Origin of the sequence: Rossellomorea sp. RS05 (assembly GCF_039822645.1) — a bacterium.
Classification (GTDB): Bacteria; Bacillota; Bacilli; order Bacillales; family Bacillaceae_B; genus Rossellomorea; species Rossellomorea marisflavi_B.
In genome coordinates this window covers 20,652-43,431 of the sequence record NZ_JBDKWY010000005.1, presented here as the reverse complement: position 1 = coordinate 43,431, position 22,780 = coordinate 20,652, and the positions used below count along the sequence as shown (strand labels likewise).

The following is a 22,780-nucleotide window of genomic DNA, read 5'->3' as shown; positions in this document are numbered from 1 at the left end:
AGCGGGGTCTCCTACCAAGCGGAGATGGCCCCGTCCGTACGGGATTCCGTCCCTCCCATTAAAACACCATTGGTAGGGTTTCTCCAAATGATTTGCCCCCGGCCAAATGAACCGTGATCGGTCGCGACCTGAATCTCGTGACCGCGCCGGGCAAGTGCTTGTGCGATGTGATTCGGGAATGTCGGTTCGACAGCTACCTGTTTCCCCTTCATCCACTGCCATCTTGGTGCATCGAGGGCAGCCTGTGGATTAAGATGAAAATCAATGGTGTTCATGACGACTTGAAAATGACCTTGAGGCTGCATGTAGCCTCCCATGACGCCGAATGGCCCTACAGCTTCACCTGCTTTTGTCAGGAAGCCGGGAATGATCGTATGGTATGTCTTCTTTCCAGGTTGAAGGGCATTCGGATGCGCCGGATCCAAGGAGAAATCATGACCGCGGTTTTGCAGTCCGATCCCGGTGCCAGGCACCACGATTCCGGATCCGAAGCCCATGTAGTTGCTTTGAATGAATGAAACCATATTCCCTTCCCCATCAGCAGTGGCTAGGTATACGGTTCCCCCTTTGGGAGGCTCATATTCCGTCGGGATGATGGCATCTTCCCCGATGACAGAGCGCCTTGCTTCGGCATAGTCTTCGCTCAGGAGATGCTCAACGGAAACGGGCATATCCTCCTCTTCTGTGATGAACGCTTTTCCGTCGGTAAAGGCGAGCTTCATGGCTTCGATTTGTTTATGGTATGTATCGATGCTCTCCTTCTCCGTGACGTCATAGCCCTTCATGATGTTCAGCCCCATGAGGGTGACAAGGCCCTGGCCATTCGGTGGGATTTCCCACACATCGTACCCTTTATAATCAGTAGAAATCGGATTCACCCATTGTGGTCGGTAGGAGGCAAGGTCCTCTTTTGACAAGAAGCCTCCGCCTCGTTGGACAGCTTCAGCTATTTGTCCAGCCAATTCACCCCGGTAGAAGCTTTCTGCCTTCGTTTCGGCAATGGAGCGGAGGGTTTCCGCATGACCTTTCGAAGACCATACTTCCCCGATTTCCGGAGCCCTGCCTTCGGGGGCAAAGGTGTTGAACCACGCTTGATATTCCTCCCCTTTGAAAGATTCGCTGAACTTCTTATGGGCGAGGCTCCAATACTTACCGAGTACCGGGCTGATCGGATACCCTTCTTCCGCATAAGCGATCGCCGGTGCCAACACCTCGGTCAATGGCAGTTTGCCGAAGCGTTCCGAAAGTTCTGCCCATGCCGACGGAGCTCCCGGGACCGTGATGGGAATCGCGCCGTGTACCGGCATGGTCTCGTGTCCTTTTTCCTTCACAGCCTCAATGGAAATGGATGCAGGGGATGGACCACTTGCATTGAGTCCGTGAAGTTCTCCCTTCACCCATACAAGGGCGAATGCGTCCCCACCGATTCCGTTCGAAGTCGGTTCGACGACGGTCAGAGCTGCAGCCGTGGCGATGGCTGCATCGATGGCGTTCCCTCCTTTTTGGAGGATCTCCAAACCTGCCTGGGAGGCGAGGGGCTGAGAAGTCGCCACCATTCCTTTTTTGGCAAACACTGTATTACGTATGGAGGAATACGGTTGATACAGGTGATCCATATTCATAAAACCTCACGTCCTTTTTCTACATGATGACAGGCGACAAAATGCTGATCGCCCATGTCCCGCCATTCGGGTTTCTTCTGTTTGCATAGGTCTGTAGCGATGGGACATCGCGTATGGAACGCACAGCCTGTCGGAGGATTTGCCGGATTCGGAATCTCCCCCTCCAAGCGGATGCGCTTACGGTCTTTTTGAATGGAGGGCCTTGGAATCGATGATAATAGTGCTTTCGTATAAGGATGTAGCGGATTGGTATACAGCTGTTCCGCTGAAGCAAGTTCAGCCGTATTGCCAAGGTACATCACCATGACCCGGCTGCAGAAGTAGCGGACGACACCGAGATCATGGGAGATGAAGAGATACGTCAACCCATATTTGGACTGGAGGGTTTTCAGGAGCTTCAGAACCTGCGCCTGCACAGATACATCGAGTGCCGACACAGCTTCATCACATACAACAACGGATGGATTTAACGCAATGGCGCGGGCGATGCCGATCCGCTGACGCTGACCTCCACTGAATTCATGGGGTAGACGATCATAGTGATCTTCCTTCAATCCGACCTCTTTCAATAAGTCTATCACTTTCTTCTTCCGCTCAGAGGCTGAAAGATCCGTATGGATGACAAATACTTCTTCAAGTGCCGCTCCGATCTTTTGCCTCGGGTTCAGGGAAGCGTATGGATCCTGGAAGATCATCTGCATCTGCTTCTTGAATGGAAGACGCTGTCGATTCGAGAGGCTCTGAACCTCTTTCCCCTGGAAGATGACCTTCCCGTCCGTGACATCCTCAAGCCCGAGGATCGTACGGCCAAGGGTCGACTTCCCGCACCCTGATTCCCCTACGACTCCAAGGCTCTCACCTTCGAATAACTCAAGGGAGACCTCTTCTACGGCCTTCACATGACCTTGGATGCGTTTCAGCATCCCGCCTTTGATCGGGTAATATTTTTTGACTCCTTCGAGTTTAAGAATGGACGGTTTCTCTCGTAGTGCAGACATCCTCATCAGCCTCCTGTAGCCAGCATTTCACCTTGTGTTCACCCGCCACGATGTATTCAGGCGGTGTCTCGGATTTGCAACGGTCCATTGCATATGGACAGCGGGGGTGGAACCTGCAGCCGCTGATCTGCTCATCGATGTTCGGCAGGGATCCCGGTATCGCTTCAAGTTCAAAGTCCGGGTCATCCAGGTTCGGGACCGAGTTAAGCAGCCCCTTTGTGTAGGGATGCTGTGGATTTTCGAAGATGGACTCCACGTTTCCCTCTTCGATCTTTTCTCCTGCATACATGACCATGACGCGATCAGCGACTTCCGCGACGACACCCATGTCATGGGTGATCATCATGACGCCCATCCCGTACTGCTCTTTCGCGTCCTGGATCAGATCGAGGATCTGGGCCTGGATCGTCACATCCAGTGCCGTCGTCGGTTCATCGGCAATCAGGAGCTTCGGGGAGCAGGCGAGGGCGATGGCAATCATCACCCGCTGCCTCATCCCGCCGCTCAATTCATGGGGATACTGCTTCATCCGTTTTTCAGGATAGGGAATCCCGACTTGTTTCAGAAGATCGATCCCTTGTCTGTTTGCCTCGCTCTTACCGATCTGTTTATGCAGCATCAGCGGTTCCCTGAGCTGATAACCGATTGTGAGGACCGGGTTCAAGGCAGTCATCGGTTCCTGGAAGATCATCGACATGTCCTTTCCCCTGATCCTCCTGAGCTGCTCTGGTGAATAGGCAACAAGATCATTCCCGTCGAACTCAATACTTCCCTCTTTAATCGAGCCATTGCTCGGAAGCAGCCCCATGACGGAGAGGGAGGTGATGCTCTTCCCGCATCCCGACTCCCCTACGACACAAAGCGTCTCTCCTTTTTTCACCGTGAAGGAGATGCCCCGCACGGCAGATACTTCTCCGTTAGCTGTGCGGAAGGTTGTGACCATATTCTTTACAGATAATAGATCTGTCTTCATCGTTATCCCTACTCTCTGTAAACGTTATAGAGTTTCCAAGAACCTGTCGGATCGAGCTTCAAGCCTTTGACGCTCTTATCGGTTGCGGATGTATTCACACCGTGGTTCATAACGACGATCGGGGCATCTTTCACGATTAGCTTATTGGCTTCATCAAGCTTCTTCGCACGGACATCTTCGTCGATATTCTCACGTGATTCGTCCACAAGCTTGTCGAAGTCCGGGTTGTTATACTGAACGCGGTTGGATGATCCGATATTGTCTGAATGGAAGTTCGGGTAAAGAAGCTCACTACCATCAGAGGTCGAGTTCGCCCATCCTAGGAATGTGATATCGTACTTGCCATCGCGTACCGTATCGAGGAATGTTCCCCATTCCATGGATTCAATCTTCACGTTGAAACCTGCATCCTGAAGCTGTGACTGGGCGATTTCAGCCATGAGCATATAGTTATCACGATTCGGCGTCAGGATGGTGAGTGCTTTGCTTCCAAAGTCGTTTTTCTTCACCATTTCTTTTGCCTTCTCAGGATCATAGGCATATCCTGCATCATCTGCAGAGGCGTCGTATCCGAATACTTTCGGACCGATGAGACTGTTGCCTTCAACACCAAGGCCGTTCATTTTCTTCACGTATGATGCACGGTCAAGGGCATATGCCACTGCTTGACGGAATTCAGGATTATTCATCGGCTCTTTACTCATATTGAAGCCAAGATACGACACTGGAGTCCCTTCTTCCTTGGAAACATTGACGTTCTTCAGCGCTTCGATCCGTTTGACCTGTTCAGTCGGAAGGGCATCAAGGAATTGAACCTTTCCTGTTTGAAGCATGGAGATCGCCGTGGATACTTCCGGAACGACCTTGTAGGTTACTTTATCGAGTTTGGCAGGGTCTCTCCAGTAGTCTTTGTTTTTCTCAAGAACGATCTGATCACCAGGCGTCCAGCTCACGAATTTGAATGGACCGGTTCCGACAGGCTCTTTCATGAGATCCTGGGATTGATCCGCTTTAGGGCTGACAATGGCTGCGTTCGAGTGGCTCAACGCCGCAAGAAGGGGTCCATACGGATACTTGGTCTTGATCTCCACAGTGTAGTCATCGACCACATTCACTGACTCGATCGGCTCTAAAAGTGAAGCCCGTGGCGCAGCTGTCTTCGGATCTCTGAATTTATCAAATGTATATTTGACGGCTTCAGCATTAAAGTCCGTACCGTCCTGGAACTTGATGTCTTTCTTCAATTTGATGACCCACGTCTGATCATCAGGCGTTTCATATGATTCTGCGAGAAGTGGTTCAATTTCATTTGTCTTGATGTTACGTTCGAACAATGTCTCATACACTTGATCGATGACATTTGCCGATACGGAATCATTCGTCATGATCGGGGAGAGTCCTACGGCATCGGATGTTGTTGCATAGGTCAACTCCTGAGCTGCGCTTCCCCCGCTCTTCTTCTGTCCGCCCCCGCTACAGGCAGCGGTTACCATCATTACGATTGCGACTACTAGTACCAACCATTTCTTCATCTCTTCATTCCTCCTCTTATTATTGGTTCAAGTTCATATTCGGATCGAGGGCATCCCGAAGGCCGTCCCCGACAACATTGAAAGCAAATACGATCAGCATGATGGCGATACCTGGCACGATTGTCATATGAGGTGATGTCCACATGAAGTCCTGCCCTTGTGAGATCATTGCTCCCCACTCCGGTGTCGGAGGCTGAGCCCCGAGGCCGAGATAGCTGAGGGAAGCGGTGGAAAGGATAGCCGTCGCCATCCTCATCGTGGCAAATACGATGATCGGTGCCGAGCAATTGGGCAGGATGTGCTTTACAAGGATCCGGAAATCACTCGCACCGAGGGATTTCATCGCTTGCACATACTCCTGCTTTTTCACGGTTAAGACCGATCCCCTGACGATCCGCGCACACGTCGGGATCGACCAGATCGAGATGGCGATGGCCACATTCACAAGGCTTGTGCCAAGAACGGCGATGATCAGCATGGCCAACAGGATCCCCGGGAATGCGAATAGAAGGTCGACAATCCGCATGATGATACCATCAAGCCTCTTATAGTAACCTGCGAGTAACCCAAGGGTCACCCCTCCAGCCAATCCAAGGCCGACTGCTGTAATCCCTACCAATAGGGAAATCCTTGCCCCGTAAACGATCCTGCTCCACAGGTCGCGTCCGAAGTTATCGGTCCCGAGGAAATGACCTTCCGAGAAGAGGGGCAGCTCGCTTTGTGCCAGATTCTGCTTGAACGGACTATGTATCGTGATGACTGGTGCGGCAATGGCCATGATCACTTGAAGCAGGATGATGATGAGGCCGATGATGGCCAGCTTATTCTTCAGCAATCGTTTCATGGTGGTGACAAACGTACGGTCTTTTTTCTTTTTCGTCTGGATGGCTGTTGTAGCAGCCACAGCTTCTGCACTCAATTGCTTCTCCCCCTCTATTAGTCGTAACTGATCCTAGGATCAACAAAGACGTAGATGATATCGACGATCAGATTAACGAGAACAAACAGCGTTGCGACCAGGAGTACCGATCCCTGTACCATTGGGAAATCTCTTGCGGCGATGGCATCGATCATCAAGCGGCCGACGCCGTTGATGGCGAATACCTGCTCCGTGATGATGGTTCCGCCAAGAAGGAAACCAAAGTTCAATCCGATGACCGTGATAACCGGGATCATGGAGTTTTTCAATGCATGGATCCAGACGATCGTCTTTTCTTTCATCCCCTTCGCTCTTGCGGTCCTGATATAATCGGCCCGGATGACCTCAAGCATGGAGGATCGACTCATTCGGGCAATCATGGCAGCTGATCCTGTCCCAAGCGTGATGGCCGGGAGGATCAATTGTTTAAACCCTTCGGCCGTCCAGAAAGGGGCGTCCAGTCCTCCCACCGGCAGGATTTGCAGGTTCACCCCGAAGACGAGGATGAGGAGTGCACCGAGCCAGAAGTTCGGGATCGAGATCCCTGCGAGTGCAACCACTGTACTCGAAACATCCAACCAGGAATTTTGTTTCAGTGCCGATATGATTCCCGCACCCAATCCGATGATCACAGCCACGATCATACTGGCCACTGCCAAGTTCAGCGTATTGGGGAACCGGACAGCGAGAGCTTCTGAAACGGATTGCTTCGTCTGATAGGAATACCCGAAGTCCCCTTGGAAAATATTCTTCATATAGTCCCAATACTGCACCAGGAATGGGTCATTCAATCCCAGGCTATCCCGGATGGCAGCGATATCCGACTTCGTTGCCGTCGGTCCTCCGATGATCGATGCCGGATCACCAGGTGCCAGGTGCATGCTACCAAATACCAAAAATGAAATACCCACCAGTAACAGCAGGAGTTCTAAAAATCTTCGTCCAATCATTGCAGCCACGTGGACCCTTCCCCCTTTATGAAATAGAGAATATAAGCATTTCGTTTGTTAGGTAAAATATTTATTTAACCTAACAAACGTAACCGTAATTACGATAAATTCGATTATATCGAATGCCGAAAGAAAAATCTATACATTTTTCTAAAAAATAAATTTATTATGAATATTCACTAATTGTTAGCGTTTTCACTGGTATATAAAGAATAGAGAGTGTGCTTTTCCACAACTCCTCCATGACTATCGGCGCATAAAAATGTCACCATATGCATATTTAGTCGCACCCATAAAAAAAGAACCCAACCATCGTTGGATTCTTCCTGTTCCTTATAGTTTCAAACCGCTGCGGCTTTTAAATCTCCGGAGAAGGATGTGACTCTCCACCCGTGTGATGCCCTCCAAAGAATACAGTTCATTGTTGATGAATTGTTCAAGGGCCGCGAAGTCCTCCACCAATACGTGCATATGTAGGGTACTGGGGCCGGTCATCTGATAGCAGCTCGCCACCGTGGGGTTGTCAGCCAGATTCTGAGCCACTTCCACGAGGAACGCAGGCTCGCAGTCCACCTCGAAGAAGGCCGAAACCCGCTTCCCCACTTTCTCCGAATTGATGACAACGCTGAAGCGCTCGATCACGCCGTTATCCTTCAGTTGATGAACCCTTTCCCTCACCGTCACCCTGGAAAGTCCGAGTGACTTTCCTATATCGGCATAGGACAACCTCCCGTCTTCTGTCAGGAGCTGCAGTATTTTTCGATCTGTCTCATCTATTTTCATTCCAACACCTCTCAGTTTCTGACCCTCAATCGTATCACTATTATATCGATAAACTAGTCTTGTGCAAGTATTTTATCAGAATCTTCCAATAAAACATCGTAAAAAAAGGTTGAGTCAAATCAAAAACGAGATCAAGTAATGACGACCAATATCAATATAAGTCCTTATGATTTCCGTGCAAGACTTCGCTTTCCGCGGATAGCCCGTGAGCCTCCTCGGAACGCCTGCGGGGTCTCACATCAGCTACTCTTCCCGCTGGAGTCTTCGTCTTGCACTCCAATCAACCGCTGGAAAAATGACATCAAGATGCTCATAAATAAAAAACCCGAACTATCTTGCCTGATCCTAGGCAAATGAATTCGGGTTTTCCCATGACTAAAACACATTTGTCCCAGCCTTGTTCCACTACCAGTCCAATTTCAGTAAAAAGGCCTTCACATCTTCATACACTTGCTGTCGCTCTTGATCCAGGGTAATGATATGACCTGATTCTCTGTACCATTTCAATTCCTTCTCTTCACTGAGGATCTCATCATGGATCCGGAAGGCACTTTCTTTATAGAGAGCAGCATCCTTGGCTCCTTGCAAGATGAGGGCCCGATCCCCTTCTTTATATGTAAATGGTTTTGGCGCCACCACTTTCATTTCGCCATTCCCCGCTTTCTCTTTTAGATGATTTCATTATAGGTGAAAAGCATCCGTCTGAATAATGCCTGACAGACATCGATTTCATGCATAACAACCATTAGAAGTCATTGTCAATCAGGTGTATGATGGAATTAAAAACATTTTATTAAAGAGAGGTCTCGGCGTGGATTGGCATCAGATCAATTATTTTAGAACGGTTGCAACGATACAGCACATCACAAAGGCCGCTAAGGAGCTCGCAATTTCACAACCTGCCCTTAGCCGCTCGATCGCGAAACTCGAAGACGAACTGGGCGTCCCCTTGTTCGACCGTAAAGGACGGCGGATTTATCTGAACCGATACGGGAAGATGTTCTTAAGGCGCGTGGAAGAATCCATCATGCAGATTGAAGAAGGGAAGAGGGAAATATGGCGGGAAACCCATCCAGATCACGGGACGATTTCCCTTTCATTCCTGCCTTCCCTAGGCGCAAGCGTGATCCCCGAAATGGTGAGTGCCTATCAGAAAGAACACCCCCATGTGAAATTCCAGCTTGCCCAATCGTCCAATCGGCAGATCATCCATCAGCTCAAGGAGCGTCAGGCAGATCTCGCCCTGATTTCCTACTATCAAGAAGATGAAGACATGCTATGCTTCCCTCTCGTAACCGAAGAACTTTTTCTCGTCGTAGCCAATGATCATCCTCTCGCCTCTATGGAAAAGGTGGAGTTGGACATGGTCAAAGATGAGCCTTTTATTTCTTTCAAAGAAGCCAATGAGCTCGGTACCATCATCCATGAGCTGTGCGTATCTGCCGGATTCACCCCGAATGTCGTTTTCGAAGGGGAAGACATCGGGACGGTGGCCGGACTCGCCGGTGCACGCCTTGGCGTGTCCCTCGTCCCGGATCTGAAGCTTCTGGACCGGGAAAAAGTCACATTGGTACCCGTCTCCTCTCCGGTATGCGCACGGGAACTTGGACTGGCCAGTTTAAAAAATACCTATCAATCCCCAGTTGTGAGGAAATTCATCACTTTCGTCCAAACCTTCATAACTGAAAAACAGAATCAAAAGGAATGACAGCCATGAGCTATTTACAACGGAATACCCTGGCTTTCAAGCGGGCCAATCTCGCCCTCTTCGCCGGAGGCTTCAGTACGTTCGCTATCCTGTGGGGAACCCAGCCCCTCCTGCCTGAGATCGCGGCAGAATTTCACGTCTCACCTGCCATGGCAAGCTTGACCCAATCATCGGCAACGATCGCCTTGGCGGTGGGACTCTTGATTGCAGGATCACTCTCTGAGGTATTCGGCCGCAAATCGATCATGGCCTTTTCTCTCTTCATATCCTCTGTCATCGCCCTTTTCACAGGACTTTCATCAAGCTTTGAACTGCTCGTTTTGTCTCGTGCTCTTCAAGGGCTGACTCTTGCGGGGCTACCCGCTGTCGCCATGGCCTATCTCGGGGAGGAGATCGAGTTCAAGAGCCTCGGGATGGCCATGGGGCTCTACATCAGCGGGAACTCCATCGGTGGGATGACGGGAAGGATCCTCAGCGGGATCTTGACGGACTACTTCAGCTGGCATGTCGCTTTGGCAGGTGTCGGTGCCTTAAGCCTCCTGGCGAGTTTCGCCTTTCTCTTCCTTTTACCGCCTTCCAGGCATTTTGAAGCGAAATCGTTCAGTCTGCTTCCCCTTATTCGCTCCATGGGAAGTCATCTGAAGGTAAGGGGGCTTGTGTATCTGTTCCTGATCGGATTCCTGCTGATGAGCGGGTTTGTGTCCCTTTATAACTATATCGGGTTTGAATTGATCGCCCCTCCGTACTCCCTTAGCCAGACGCTAGTGGGCTTCATCTTCATCGTCTATATTGTCGGCACATTCAGCTCCACCTGGATGGGGATGCTTGCAGACCAGGTAGGGAAAAAGAAGATCCTACTTCTCTGTTTGTTCATTTTTCTCGCCGGCACAGTTTGCACCCTCCATCCTGCCCTCTGGATCAAGATCATCGGGATTGCCATTTTCACATTCGGCTTCTTTGCCGCCCATTCCATTACAAGCAGCTGGGTGGGGCTCCTCGCCACACACGATAAAGCTCAGGCGTCCTCTTTGTATCTGTTCGGGTATTATGCAGGATCGAGCATCGGAGGCACCATCAGCGGTTCCTTCTACCACGATTCCGGTTGGGCAGGGATCGTGGGGATGATCGTGATCCTCGGAGCCATTTCGGTCGTACTGGCCCTATCCCTGAACGAACGAGGAAATCTACAGGAAACAAACTAAAAAACATCCCGCGGAGCCCCGCGGGATGTTTTTGTTTTTGCAATCAGTGCATGCTGACCATGACCCAGATCGTTCCAAGAACGATGATGAGTACGATCACCGTGGCGGAAATCATCTTTCCGACCTGCCATTTACCTTCTCCTTCGGTCACGTGCATGAACATGAACAGCTGGATCGCTGCTTGAATGAATGCAAGGACGAATACGAGGGGAACCATGACATTGTATGCTAGACCTGCGTATAAACCGAACCAGATGGCTAAAAAGGTCAACGCGATGGATAGGATGAACCCTACCACCTGTGTCCAAGGAAATTTACTGTGATTCGCTGTGTTATGTTCCATTTAGCCCACCATCCCTAACAGATACACACTTGTGAATACGAAGATCCAGACGAAGTCAAGGAAATGCCAGTATAGACTTGAGATGAAGATCTTCTTGGCATTGTCCGGGTTCAACCCGTTCTTCATCACTTGGATAACCACAAGTATGATCCATAGAATACCTAAAGATACATGGAGACCATGCGTTCCGGTCAACAAGTAGAAGGAAGACCAGTATGCGTTCGTTCCGAGTGCAGCACCTTCATGAACAAGGTGGATGAACTCAGTGACCTCCATATAAAGGAAACCAAGACCGAATAGCAATGTGACGGCGATCCAGAAGATCATGGCCTTCACGTTTCTTCTTCTAAGCTCATTGATGGATAAACCGGATGTAAAACTACTGAAAAGTAGCAGTAAAGTCATAATGAGTGTGTTTTTCAGTTCGAATAGATCACTTGGGAGGGGTCCTCCCGCCATGACGCCGTGATCCTTAAGGGCAAAGAATGTGGCGAAGATCGTTGCGAACAACGCCATCTCCGCACCAAGGAAAACCCAGAATCCGAAGATATTCAGTTTACCTGTTTCGGATTGATATTCTAACGGCGTGTTTGGATCTACATTTGTATTATGTGCCATACATCACGCCTCCCTATTCGTCGGATTTTCAAGTTCTTTGATTTCTTCCACCGTTACATAGTACCCTTCATCCTGCTTGCTTGAAGTCAGTGAACGGTAAGCCATGCATCCAACGGTACCGATACCGCCGAGAATAGCCATCCACCAGATTTCAAAGACAAGACCGAATCCTGCGATGAAGAAGAAGATGCTCATGATGAAAGGTGTACCCGAGTTGCTAGGCATGTGTATCGGCTTGTATTCAACTTCAGGCTTCTCATCGATCTTGAGTGCGTGACCGTCTTGTTTAGAGTACCAGAACGTATCAACACCAGTAACTTCAGGAAGTTTAGAGAAGTTGTAGTGAGGTGGGATTGCTGTTGTTGTAGCCCACTCAAGAGTACGGCCACCCCAAGCATCACCAGTCGTCTCACGTTTTTCAAAGCGATAGCTGTAGTATACGTTGTATACGAAGATCAAGAATGCTACACCCATTGCGAATCCACCGATTGTGGATACAACGTTCAGGGCTGTCCAACCGTCTTCAGCTCCGTATGTGTACACACGACGTGGCATACCGGCGAATCCAAGGATGAATTGCGGTAGGAAACATACGTTGAAACCGATGGTGAAGAACCAGAACGCCCATTTTCCGATGCGCTCGTTCATCTTGAGACCAAACATTTTTGGATACCAGTAGATGAGACCCGCGAAGCAGGCGAACACAACACCGGCAATCAATGTGTAGTGGAAGTGAGCCACTAGGAAATAGTTATTGTGATATTGGAAATCGGCTGCGGCCATACCAAGCATAACCCCGGTAACCCCACCGATCAGGAACGTCGGAATGAACGCGAGAGACCAGAGCATCGGGGTCGTAACCTCGATCCGGCCCTTATAGAGCGTACCAAGCCAGTTGAATATCTTGATTCCCGTCGGGATCGCGATGGCCATTGTCGTAATGGAGAAGACGCTGTTTACTGCGGCAGTTCCACCCATTGTGAAGAAGTGATGGACCCAAACGACGAATGACAAACCTGAGATCGCCACTAGGGAGATGATCATGGATTTGTAACCAAATAGCGTTTTTCTTGAGAATGTTGCAATGATTTCCGAGAAGATACCGAACGCCGGTAAGACGACGATGTATACTTCCGGATGTCCCCATAGCCAGAACAAGTTGGCCCAAAGCATGGAGTTCCCTCCAGCAGCCAAGGTGAAGAAATGGGAACCGAATAGACGGTCAAATGTCATAAGGGCAAGCGTCACAGTCAAGATCGGGAATGCAAACACGATGATGAAAGCTGTGATGAGCGTTGTCCAAGTGAACATCGGCATGCGAAGAAGCGTCATGCCAGGTGCACGCATCTTGATGATGGTCACAACGAAGTTGATCCCCGTCATCAGCGTACCGATACCTGATATCTGTAGTCCCATCAGGTAGTAGTTGATTCCTGGCCCGGAGCTACCTTCGACGGCCAGCGGTGCATAGTTTGTCCAACCTGCATCCGGTGAACCACCGAATACGAAGGAGATATTGAAGATCATGGCACCAATCATGAATGCCCAGAAACTCAAGTTGTTCAAATAAGGGAATGCAACGTCACGCGCCCCGATTTGAAGCGGTACGGCAACGTTCATCAAACCAATCAAAAACGGCATCGCCATGAAGAGGATCATGATCGTACCGTGCGTAGTGAAGATTTCATTGTAATGCTGAGAAGATAGGAAATCGTTGTCTGGGACTGTCAATTGAGCCCTCATCAACAACGCATCGACCCCTCCGCGGAATAACATTAGAAGTGCTGCGATAATATACATGATACCGATTTTTTTATGATCGACACTTGTGATCCACTCGGTCCAAAGCCATTTCCATTTTTTGAAATAGGTAAGGACGGCTACAACGGCGACGACTGTAAATGCTATGGATACGTTCGCCCCAAGGATGAGGGGATCGTTTAAAATCAAATTATCCTTAATAAAGTCAAACACCTAGATTCCTCCCTTCTTAATGTGCATGCTCGTGAGAGTCTGAGCTGTCCATGTCCATGTCGCTGTGATCCATGTCACTGTGGTCCATGTCATGATCCATGTCGTGATCCATTTCTTCATCGGATTCACCATGTTTGCTCGGTTCTTTCACACCATACTTTTCTCGTACTTCCATGGCATAGTTTGCACTACCCATTTTTCCGTGATCAACATACTCAAGGTGAGTAGAAGAGAACGTCATTTTATCTGATGAACCAGGAAGAAGGAGTTTATCGTACATTTCTTTCGTCAGCTTCGGTTCATTTTCTTGCGAGTCTTTAACCCATTCTTTATACTCGTCTTCACTCATGGCAACGAAGTCGAACTTCTGCTGTGCCATCCCTTTACCTGTGAAGTTGGAGTTACGGCCGTCATAGACACCGTCGTGGTCAGCTTGGAGATACATTTCATTCATCATCCCCGGCATGCCGTAGATCTGACCGCCAAGTTCAGGAACCCAGAAAGACGCCATTGAATCAGCAGCACTGATTTTGAAAAGGACCGGATGACCTGTAGGAACGTTGACATAGTTGACAGTCTCGACGTTTTCTTCAGGATAAGAGAAGACCCATTTCCAATCGACGGCTGTTGCATGAATGACGATAGGTTCTTTATGTGCGGTGGCTTTAGGAGCCTCTTTCAATTCATAGAGCGCCTGTGTATTCGGGATGCTCAATGCGATGACGATAGCAACAGGAATAAGCGTCCAGATGATTTCGAGCTTATTGCTACCGTGCATGTTCGGCTGATAATCACCGTTTTTACCCTTACGATACTTAATGACGATAAAGGTAAAGAAAGATAATACAACAATCATGATTGCAAGCATATAGTAGATTGATAGCATGATTAAATCCTTTTGAATTTCCCCGACAGGTCCTTTAGGATTCAGGATGATCATATCCGTCCCGGCTCCAAGGATAACGATGACGAATAGGGAAATCAAACTAATCAATATGATCAGAAAAGGTTTGAATTTATTAAACATGTATAATCACCTTCCTTTATATAAGATTTATATCGACTAGACATATACTATCAAATTCTCGGAAAAACGAAATACGTTAACGATCATTTCATGTCGATTTGAGTAGATTTTCGAAATTTAGACAAATTTTTTTCACATATCAGTAACATTCGTGGAAAAAATTTCTCTAAGCACAAAAATATAGCCCACCATGGATGATCTTCCAAGAAGATAGATAGACTAGCGGTGAGGTCATACCTGTTACATAACCTCAATTCTTTCATTCTAAACTATTCACAAGTCTATTTAAACAAATAAACCTTTCCAAATGCGTACTTGAAATTTTCGGAACATAGTCATTATTCAGTTCTGCATGGAAATCCTTACTGACCAGCTTCGTTCCCGGCCATTGATATTGATGGATTTCATGTATATTTTGCAGGTGCTTTGCACATTCTTTTACATAGGGGATCACCTTACATATTATACTTAAATAACATCCCGACCTTCCGTGAAGGAGACCTGTCATAATGAATAGCACACCTAAAATTGCCTTTTTATCCGTAATCAGCAACTCGTTCGTCGTCATCCTGAAAATCGTGATCGGACTCATTACAGGGTCTGTAGCCGTCCTGTCTGAAGCTATCCACTCGTCTCTTGATCTCATGGCTTCCCTGATCGCCTTCATTTCCGTCAGGGTATCCGGTAAGCCTGCTGACCCCGAGCATCCATACGGACACGGGAAAGTGGAGAATATATCCGGGACGATCGAGACCCTTCTCATCTTCGTGGCCGGTTTCTGGATCATCTACGAGTGTATCCACAAGCTGATCCATCCGGAACCGATCAAACTCCCGATCCTTGGTATCTCCGTCATGATCATCGGTGCAATCATTAACTTCATTGTATCCCGCATCGTCAGCAAAGAAGCCGACCGCGTCCATTCCGTGGCCATGAAATCGAACGCCTTCCATCTCCTTACCGATGTGTACACATCCCTCGGGGTTGCAGGAAGCCTTCTTCTCGTGACCCTGACCGGCTGGCACTTCCTTGATCCGATCATTGGGATTGCACTGGCCATCTACATCATGATCGAAGCCGTCAAACTGATGAAAGAAGCCTTCCCTCCCCTCATTGATGCCAGTCTGACAAAGGAAGAGGAGGCAGAGATCATGTCGATGATCCAAAGCTTCCATGATGAATACATCGAGGTCCATGACCTGCGCACAAGGCGTTCTGGTGCCCATGAATACATCGACTTTCATCTGGTGGTGGAGTCGACCGACAGCATCGAGAAGACGCACCGTCTCTGCGACCGCATGGAAGAGATGATCATGAAGCATTTCCCCCATGCCCACGTCCTGATCCACCCAGAACCGGAGAGCAAGCGGAAATCGTGATCAACCAAAAGTGGTGGAGTTAAAACTAAAAAGGGATCATTTCATAACGAACACGCTTCATGTACGTTTTTTATACCGCTCATGATTTCCATGCTTTCCGCGGGTAGCCCGTGAGCCTCCTCGGCAAGCCTGCGAGGTCTCACATCAGCTACTCTTCCCGCTGGAGTCTTCGTCTTGCACTCCAATCAACTGCTAGAGACAATGAAATCGTCATGAAACAAATTAAAAACCCGAATTCATTTGCCTTATTGTAGACAAATAAATTCGGGTTTTCCTATGACTAAGTTCTTTCTTTTTAGGACACTTGGTGAGTTTCCCACCGTTCATCCTGATACGTAAATAACAGACCGAGTTCATGATGATCCCCTTCATACAGGGCACCCTGGGTGAAACGATTTTCACCATTTGTCCCGACGACCTCAAGCTTGCAGTAGGCACCGTTCTTCTGCAGAGCTTCATAAAATTCCCTTTCATTGGAAATCTCATTCCCATTTACCTTCAGGATGATCTCTCCTACTCTCAACGAAAGGGTTTCAGCTGGTGAACCGGGGATGATACCGAGAATCATGAGTCCGGCAGGCTGACGTTTGAAGTAGTACGGCTTTTCTGCTTCTTTTTTCGACGTGCTGACCGCCATCCAGATGCGACCGAGCACTGCCAGGGCGCCGGCAGCGATTGACGCCTCTGTCACCCAATAGCCTGCGGCCGCAACCGTTGTGATGAAGGCACCGAACCAGAATACATTGCCTCCCACCGGTCTTACGACGATTGCCGGCAGCGCGCTCCGCACGAGAAGGCTGAAACCAAGCAGGAACGGAACGCACACAAGGGCCAGATCCGTCGTCCCGAGTGATATGACCGGCCACCAGTCAAAGATCGGCGGCAGACTTCCTTCCGGAACGAAAAGGATCATCGGTACCAGCCAAAGCTTCTTGCTCTGAAGAGCGCCAACCTTCATTCCCCGCGGACTTTTAATCCACTTCGGCGAGGTACCCTTCCAGCCCGACAACCTAATGAGGATTCCCTCAATCATGAGGAGAAGCCCCGCCAGTAAAGGAAGGAACCCTAAAAGATTACCGTTTTCCAGTTCAGGTATGTACGGAATATTCAAGCCGGAAAAGTCCCATGCCCATAGGAGCAGGTAGGAGAAACCGACCGTGATGCCTGCTGAGAGCAGTTGAAAACGACCTGTAAGGGCAAACAGGATCGTGACGGCTCCGATGAGGACGAGTGAGATGACCGGCACGGTCAATCCGACGGCCAGGGTCACGATGGAAAAGGCAAGGCCGAGTACAAGTCCGTAGGATAAGAGAACCCTCAGATCGTTGTAGCCGTCGAGCAGTCTTGTATGGAAATCGCTTCTTTCACGCTTCACCCTGAAGTATCCAACCAGGATGGCGAATAGGAGCGAGAGGGGAAATAATGGGTTCAAGACGAATTTCCCGAGGCTTTTTGCGATTTCTAGTAACCAGGTTTCCAGCAACGAAACGTCACCACCTTTCATGTGTGTATCTATGTTTCATTCTATCAAATTCCCCTAGTAAAGCCTATTGCAACTTTGTGGGATTGTGCCTTTGTTTTCGACACCATTCCCCGGGAAATGATGGGGAGGTATGTAGAAAGAACGGGGTTGCCGTTCTTTTGGAGGCGTGTTGAGAGTTTTCCATTGATTATTTTTTTCTAATGCAGAGCGTTTCGTTTCGCTGCGGGTGCCCGCTTTCCACGGGGCTCCCGGTGAGCCTCCTCATTCTTGCGGGGTCTCACCCTGCTCGCTATTTCCCGTTGGAGTCGGGCTCCCTTCGCTTCACTTCACTCTGTGATGTGGGAAAGGGCTATGGAATGAATATGTCACTGGTTGTTGGATTCAGATGGTTCTCTTCCAAAGGTAAGCTGGTGTGCATTAACAACTGTTTCATAGCAAGTTTAATTTAGTTTTGAGAAATCAATGCTTTTGGAGGCGGTTCTACATCCCATTTATGACTGGTGGCTAGTCCTTCATTAATCATTATTTCCTATGAAGAGCGTTCCGTTTCGCTGCGGGAGCCCGCTTTCCACGGGGCTCCCGGTGAGCCTCCTCATTCTTGCGGGGTCTCACCCTGCTCGCTATTCCCGTTGGAGTCGGACTCCCTTCGCTTCACTTCACTCTGTGATGTGGAATAGGGCTATGAGAATGGATGTGACAGTGGGTGGTTGATTCATGGTAAGGTCAATCTTCATTTGTTCTGGACCCCACCTAATTTAGTCTTCTAATGGTAGCTTAGTTCATGTAGTGATGCCCCCACTTACTAGTATATGAACCATCACTCCCCTATTTATAAACCACAGAGTGGATTGAAGCGGAAGGCGCTTGACTCCTGTGGAATAGGAGGGTGGTGAGACCCCGCAGGCACGAGGAGGCTCAACTCCCTCCCCACTGGAAAGCAAGCGCCTGCAGCGTAAAGGAACGGTCTATTTTCCATCTCTCACCACTATCCACAGGAATCCATTACTCATTCTGAGGGATAAACCTTTGCTGCCCCATCCAAAACCACAGAGTGCATTGAAGCGGAAGGCGCTTGACTCCTGTGGAATAGGAGGGGGGCGAGACCCCGCAGGCACGAGGAGGCTCAACTCCCTCCCCACTGGAAAGCAAGCGCCTGCAGCGTAAAGGATCTCTTTCCCATCTCTCACTACTATCCACAGGAATCCATTACTCATTCTGAGGGATAAACCTTTGCTGCCCCATCCAAAACCACAGAGTGCATTGAAGCGGAAAGCGCTTGACTCCTGTGGAAAAGGAGGGTGGTGAGACCCCGCAGGCACGAGGAGGCTCATCTCCCTCCCCACTGGAAAGCAAGCACCTGCAGCGTAAAGGAACGGTCTCTTTTCCATCTCTCCACTATAAAGAGGGATCCATCACCACAGAGTACATAAGCGAAAAAGAGCTTGCCTCCCCCTAGCGGAAAGCAAGCTCCTACATTGGAAAGGTAGGATACCATTCCAATCATTCAAAATCACCATCAATACCAAATACTCTTCACAGTCTCCCTGAACACAAAATAACCAAACCCTAAATACTCATACGGATACATATTGCACCTCCTTTCTACGAATGCTCTCTCAACCAGTCCATAAGTCGGGAAGAAACCCCATCTTTGATAAGGCTCGCATGCCCTCCTGGAACCTCGATGAACTGTTTCTCCTGACTTGCAACTAGCTCCATCAGCGGATAACTGATCGCAGCCGGTACCATCTGATCAAATTTTGAACAAACCATATATAGATTCGATTGAATCTTCGCAGGATTGATTTCCCTTCCCCCGAGGGTCATGCCCCCGTTCATCACCGCATTCTCCTTAATGAAATAGTGAAGCAGATCCCGTAGGAATGCGCCCGTCATCGGGATGTGGTCATTGGTCCACTGATTGAATCGGTACCAATGCTCCGTGTAGGCAGGGTTGTGTGCGCGGTGGAGGAGGGAAAGATACGGGGAATAATAGACGGGTGCCGTAATGAGGCGCATTCCGTAGCGGATCTGTTCGGCGGGGATGATACCCGTGGCCGGTGCAATGACAGCTGGGTCAATAGCTCCCGATTGGATGGCTTTGATCCACTCCCGGAAATCAGGCAGTTGGTTGAAATCGATGGGGGTCACAAATAAGAGAAGGTTATGGATGCGGTCTGGGTAAAGGGCTGCATAGAGCGCGGCCAGGGTTCCGCCGAGGCAGAAGCCCGCGAGCGTCAGCCGGCCGGTCTGTTGATGCTGCAATACTGTCTTTACGGCTCCATCGATGTAATCGAATAGATACGATTCAAGACCTGTATCCTTGTCCCGCTCATCCGGTATCCCGAAGTCGAGGAGGAACACGTCATAGCCATTTCTCAGGAACTCTCCGATCATGCTGTGCTGTTCCGTAAGGTCGAGTATGCTTGGCTTATTGATGTGAGAGTAGACCATCAGGATCGGGAGTGCTCCGTTGCTTTCTACCGCGGGATAATGCCACAGGGTGGCCCTGCCGATTTCCTGTATGGCATTCCTCGGGTGATGCGGTTTCCATTCTTCTCTTCTTGTCAGGGTTTCAAAAAAACCCATCCATCTGTCTTTCTCGGTTTTCCTTTCCATTACAGTTCCCCCTCTGATCGGACGAATTGCGGGAAGAGCCAGTCGATGATCTTGCGGATGAAGGTGATGATCAAGTCGGCCAGGACCATCCAGTTTTTCGCCATTTCCACTACGGCAGGCTGATCGAGTTCTGATTTGATCAGCTGATTCGTGGCATATTCCCACTCCCTTCCCGTCAGCTTCAGTTGCTCATAGAGTGCTTCCATTTTCCTTTCCTCCTTCTTATGCCATGGCCTGGATGCCGCCGTCGACGACGAGGATATGGCCGTTCATATAGTTTGACGCCTTTGACGAAAGAAACACGGCTGCGCCTCTCAGGTCATCGCCTTCGCCGAATCGTCTTGCCGGGATGAATTTCCGGATCTGATCGCCTTGCTTGGCGAAGAGCTCTTTGGTGATCTTAGTCGGGAAGAATCCCGGTGCGATGGCGTTCACTTGAATATTGTGATACGCAAGCTTCACGGCAAGATCCTTGGTGAGGGTCATGACAGCGCCTTTGCTCGTATTGTAAGGAAGGGTGTCCATCACAAGGGGGCTCGTCCCCCCGAATCCCGAGACGGAAGCGATATTGATGATTTTCCCTGCCTTACGGGCCATCATGGAAGGCGCCACTGCCTGTGAAAATAAAAAAGCCCCTTTCACATTCACTTCCATGACCTTGTCCCACTTATCCTCAGGAATATCCACCATCGGTCCCGCCCACGATGTGCCGCTGTTGTTGATGAGGATATCGATTTTCCCGAAGACCTCCAAGGTCTTTTCCACCACGGCGGTGACCGACGCTTTATCGGTCACATCGCATGCCACGGCGAGTGACCGTACCCCAAAGGCTTCTATTTCCTTCGCTGTGGCCTCGCAGGCCGGCAGGTTCCTCGAGCATACCACTACATGGGCGCCTGCTTCTGCTAGAGCGAGAGCCATCTCGCGGCCGAGACCCCTGCCGCCTCCAGTGACAATCGCCACTTGATCTGTCAATGTAAACATCATTCTGCTCCTTTCTAGTATCCATGGCTACGCGTATTGAGACCATGAATCTATCTAGTAAACTAGTTCTCTCTCTATAATAGTGAGTATCGATAGAATCGGTTCCTCTTTGGCGAAAGAAAAGGCGCTTAACACCAAAAAAGGACTGTAGGCCATGGCCCACAGTCCTTCTGACTATCGATTTGAACGTTGGATATACTCAAGTGCAGCCTGTAGCTGGGTATCATTCTCTTCATCCTTCACGGCTTCATAGATATCTGCCTGTAGTTTTTCAGCCGTATCAGGCGTGATGGTACCGGTTGTTTTCATCTCGTTTTTCTTCTGGAACTGCTTCACGGCTGCTTCTGTCTTCTTGCTGTAGTACCCGTCGGTCCGGTCGATTTCATATCCGAGGCCTTGGAGCATTTCCTGGGCATTCTTCACCTGTTCATTATTCATCTCGGCCTTCAAAGGCTCTTCCACTTGAAGGGGATGGGCGTAGAAATAGGCAGGCTGCCTCACCGGGATATCCGGTTTGATCCCTTTCTTGTGGATCCAATTTCCGTCCGGCGTCAGCCACTTGAACATGGTCAGCTTGATGTTGCTTCCATCTCCCATCGGAACGGCCTGCTGGACGGTTCCCTTCCCGAAGCTCTTCGTGCCGATCAGTGGGTAGCCTTCCGTTTCCTTCAGGGCACCGGCAAGGATCTCGGAAGCGGACGCACTTCCTTCATCGATGAGCACCACCACCGGGTAGGCTTTTTTCTTCTCTTTGTCGGAGAAGCTCTTCATCACTTCACCGCTCCGCTCCTGGATCTGGACGAACGGCTTATCCTTTGTCACGAACTCCTTGAGGATTTCATTGACGGATGACAACAGGCCTCCAGGATTCCCGCGGACGTCGATAACGAGACCGCCAAGATCCTTCCCTTCAAGTTCCTTGAGCTGCTTCTTGAAGTCATTTGCCGTATTCTCGGAGAACGTTGTAATCTGGATATAGCCCATCTCCTTGCCGTCCACTTTCTTTACGTCGGAATGAACGGTTTCAACCGGAATGTCGTCCCGCTTGACCTCGATGGAGAGAGGTGCAGATAAACCTTCCCTCTTGATGCCGAGCTTGACTTCGGTCCCTTTTTTCCCGCGAATCTTCAAGGTGGACTCAAACAGATTGAGTCCCTTGATACTCTCTCCGTTCACGGAGATGATTTCATCATTCGGCTTGAGACCCGCTTTTTCTGCCGGTGAATTTTTAAATGGTGCGACGATCACGAGCTTTCCGTCGAGGATCGTGATTTCGGCTCCGATCCCTTCGAAGGAAGAATCCAATGCGTCGTTGAACTGCGCTGCCGTTGCCGCATTCATATAGACCGAATACGGATCATCGAGCGTTTCGAGCATCCCCTGGATCGCTCCTTCCACCAGCTCCGATTTGTCGACGTCCTGGAAGAATTTATCGCTGATGAGGTCATAAGCGACCTCCACCTTATGGAGCTTATCATTCGCGCTCTGATCCAGTTCCGCAGTTTCATCGGGACTGCCCGTCCATTCCAGCCCCCCGTACATGGCTCCCGCCCCCACAAGCATGCTGAGTGTGATGGTCATGAGCTTCTGGCCCTTCCTGTTCATACGTCTCCCCCCGCCTCTTCATAGAAAAAGACACCGCACAAGAACGCGCTGGTCAGCGGTG

General features: G+C 49.6%; 20 protein-coding genes. 3 read left to right on the top strand and 17 right to left on the bottom strand.

Annotated elements, in window-relative coordinates; all coding sequences use genetic code 11:
* Nucleotides 1–11: 11 nt before the first annotated feature.
* From ABJ225_RS13850 to ABJ225_RS13815, 8 genes are all read right to left on the bottom strand, one after another.
* A complete protein-coding gene (locus tag ABJ225_RS13850; RefSeq protein WP_347320815.1) occupies nucleotides 12–1,622 on the bottom strand; it encodes a gamma-glutamyltransferase family protein in 1,611 nt (536 codons plus the stop codon).
* Nucleotides 1,619–2,620 carry an ABC transporter ATP-binding protein gene (locus ABJ225_RS13845; RefSeq protein ID WP_218246438.1) on the bottom strand — a complete coding sequence of 334 codons (1,002 nt, stop codon included), beginning with the start codon at nucleotides 2,618–2,620 and terminating at the stop codon, nucleotides 1,619–1,621. The genes ABJ225_RS13850 and ABJ225_RS13845 overlap by 4 nt, the downstream gene beginning before the upstream one ends.
* Nucleotides 2,586–3,593, bottom strand: a complete 1,008-nt coding sequence (locus ABJ225_RS13840; RefSeq protein ID WP_218246437.1) for an ABC transporter ATP-binding protein — start codon at nucleotides 3,591–3,593, stop codon at nucleotides 2,586–2,588. Before ABJ225_RS13840 ends, ABJ225_RS13845 begins: the two co-directional genes overlap by 35 nt.
* 8 nt (nucleotides 3,594–3,601) lie before the next feature.
* Nucleotides 3,602–5,125 (bottom strand): glutathione ABC transporter substrate-binding protein, encoded by a 1,524-nt coding sequence (locus tag ABJ225_RS13835; protein ID WP_218246436.1) that lies wholly within the window; start codon nucleotides 5,123–5,125, stop codon nucleotides 3,602–3,604.
* A gap of 19 nt (nucleotides 5,126–5,144) precedes the next feature.
* Nucleotides 5,145–6,029: an ABC transporter permease gene (locus ABJ225_RS13830; protein WP_056541252.1), complete on the bottom strand. Its 885-nt coding sequence runs from the start codon at nucleotides 6,027–6,029 to the stop codon at nucleotides 5,145–5,147.
* Nucleotides 6,030–6,061: 32 nt separating this feature from the next.
* Nucleotides 6,062–7,003 carry a nickel ABC transporter permease gene (gene nikB, locus ABJ225_RS13825; protein ID WP_218246435.1) on the bottom strand — a complete coding sequence of 314 codons (942 nt, stop codon included), beginning with the start codon at nucleotides 7,001–7,003 and terminating at the stop codon, nucleotides 6,062–6,064.
* A 324-nt stretch (nucleotides 7,004–7,327) separates the two neighbouring features.
* Nucleotides 7,328–7,777 (bottom strand): Lrp/AsnC family transcriptional regulator, encoded by a 450-nt coding sequence (locus ABJ225_RS13820; RefSeq protein ID WP_048006668.1) that lies wholly within the window; start codon nucleotides 7,775–7,777, stop codon nucleotides 7,328–7,330.
* Between the two features lie 405 nt (nucleotides 7,778–8,182).
* Nucleotides 8,183–8,422, bottom strand: a complete 240-nt coding sequence (locus ABJ225_RS13815; RefSeq protein WP_347320814.1) for an alpha/beta hydrolase — start codon at nucleotides 8,420–8,422, stop codon at nucleotides 8,183–8,185.
* A gap of 166 nt (nucleotides 8,423–8,588) precedes the next feature.
* Between ABJ225_RS13815 and ABJ225_RS13810 the strand changes: the two genes are divergently transcribed.
* Nucleotides 8,589–9,485 carry a LysR family transcriptional regulator gene (locus ABJ225_RS13810; RefSeq protein ID WP_347320813.1) on the top strand — a complete coding sequence of 299 codons (897 nt, stop codon included), beginning with the start codon at nucleotides 8,589–8,591 and terminating at the stop codon, nucleotides 9,483–9,485.
* A 5-nt stretch (nucleotides 9,486–9,490) separates the two neighbouring features.
* Nucleotides 9,491–10,687 carry an MFS transporter gene (locus ABJ225_RS13805; protein WP_347320812.1) on the top strand — a complete coding sequence of 399 codons (1,197 nt, stop codon included), beginning with the start codon at nucleotides 9,491–9,493 and terminating at the stop codon, nucleotides 10,685–10,687.
* Between the two features lie 43 nt (nucleotides 10,688–10,730).
* Here ABJ225_RS13805 and qoxD read toward each other — a convergent pair whose 3' ends face one another.
* The 4 genes from qoxD to qoxA are packed head-to-tail and all read right to left on the bottom strand — an operon-like array spanning nucleotide 10,731 to nucleotide 14,649.
* Nucleotides 10,731–11,030 carry a cytochrome aa3 quinol oxidase subunit IV gene (qoxD, locus tag ABJ225_RS13800; RefSeq protein WP_048006664.1) on the bottom strand — a complete coding sequence of 100 codons (300 nt, stop codon included), beginning with the start codon at nucleotides 11,028–11,030 and terminating at the stop codon, nucleotides 10,731–10,733.
* Nucleotides 11,031–11,648 (bottom strand): cytochrome aa3 quinol oxidase subunit III, encoded by a 618-nt coding sequence (gene qoxC / locus ABJ225_RS13795; RefSeq protein ID WP_218246432.1) that lies wholly within the window; start codon nucleotides 11,646–11,648, stop codon nucleotides 11,031–11,033.
* Between the two features lie 3 nt (nucleotides 11,649–11,651).
* Nucleotides 11,652–13,622 carry a cytochrome aa3 quinol oxidase subunit I gene (gene qoxB / locus ABJ225_RS13790; RefSeq protein ID WP_218246431.1) on the bottom strand — a complete coding sequence of 657 codons (1,971 nt, stop codon included), beginning with the start codon at nucleotides 13,620–13,622 and terminating at the stop codon, nucleotides 11,652–11,654.
* 16 nt (nucleotides 13,623–13,638) lie between these two features.
* Nucleotides 13,639–14,649 (bottom strand): cytochrome aa3 quinol oxidase subunit II, encoded by a 1,011-nt coding sequence (gene qoxA / locus ABJ225_RS13785; RefSeq protein WP_347320811.1) that lies wholly within the window; start codon nucleotides 14,647–14,649, stop codon nucleotides 13,639–13,641.
* A gap of 509 nt (nucleotides 14,650–15,158) precedes the next feature.
* Between qoxA and ABJ225_RS13780 the strand changes: the two genes are divergently transcribed.
* A complete protein-coding gene (locus ABJ225_RS13780; protein WP_347320810.1) occupies nucleotides 15,159–16,028 on the top strand; it encodes a cation diffusion facilitator family transporter in 870 nt (289 codons plus the stop codon).
* Between the two features lie 295 nt (nucleotides 16,029–16,323).
* Here ABJ225_RS13780 and ABJ225_RS13775 read toward each other — a convergent pair whose 3' ends face one another.
* From ABJ225_RS13775 to ABJ225_RS13755, 5 genes are all read right to left on the bottom strand, one after another.
* On the bottom strand, nucleotides 16,324–17,532 hold the full coding sequence (locus tag ABJ225_RS13775) for a PDZ domain-containing protein (RefSeq protein WP_347320809.1): 1,209 nt from the start codon (nucleotides 17,530–17,532) through the stop codon (nucleotides 16,324–16,326).
* A gap of 1,581 nt (nucleotides 17,533–19,113) precedes the next feature.
* Nucleotides 19,114–20,130 carry an alpha/beta fold hydrolase gene (locus tag ABJ225_RS13770; protein WP_347320808.1) on the bottom strand — a complete coding sequence of 339 codons (1,017 nt, stop codon included), beginning with the start codon at nucleotides 20,128–20,130 and terminating at the stop codon, nucleotides 19,114–19,116.
* Nucleotides 20,130–20,336, bottom strand: coding sequence for a hypothetical protein (locus tag ABJ225_RS13765; RefSeq protein ID WP_079515491.1), 207 nt, complete (start codon nucleotides 20,334–20,336; stop codon nucleotides 20,130–20,132). Before ABJ225_RS13765 ends, ABJ225_RS13770 begins: the two co-directional genes overlap by 1 nt.
* A gap of 16 nt (nucleotides 20,337–20,352) precedes the next feature.
* On the bottom strand, nucleotides 20,353–21,114 hold the full coding sequence (locus ABJ225_RS13760) for a glucose 1-dehydrogenase (RefSeq protein ID WP_347320807.1): 762 nt from the start codon (nucleotides 21,112–21,114) through the stop codon (nucleotides 20,353–20,355).
* 174 nt (nucleotides 21,115–21,288) lie between these two features.
* A complete protein-coding gene (locus ABJ225_RS13755; RefSeq protein ID WP_347320806.1) occupies nucleotides 21,289–22,719 on the bottom strand; it encodes a S41 family peptidase in 1,431 nt (476 codons plus the stop codon).
* Between the last annotated feature and the right edge of the window lie 61 nt (nucleotides 22,720–22,780).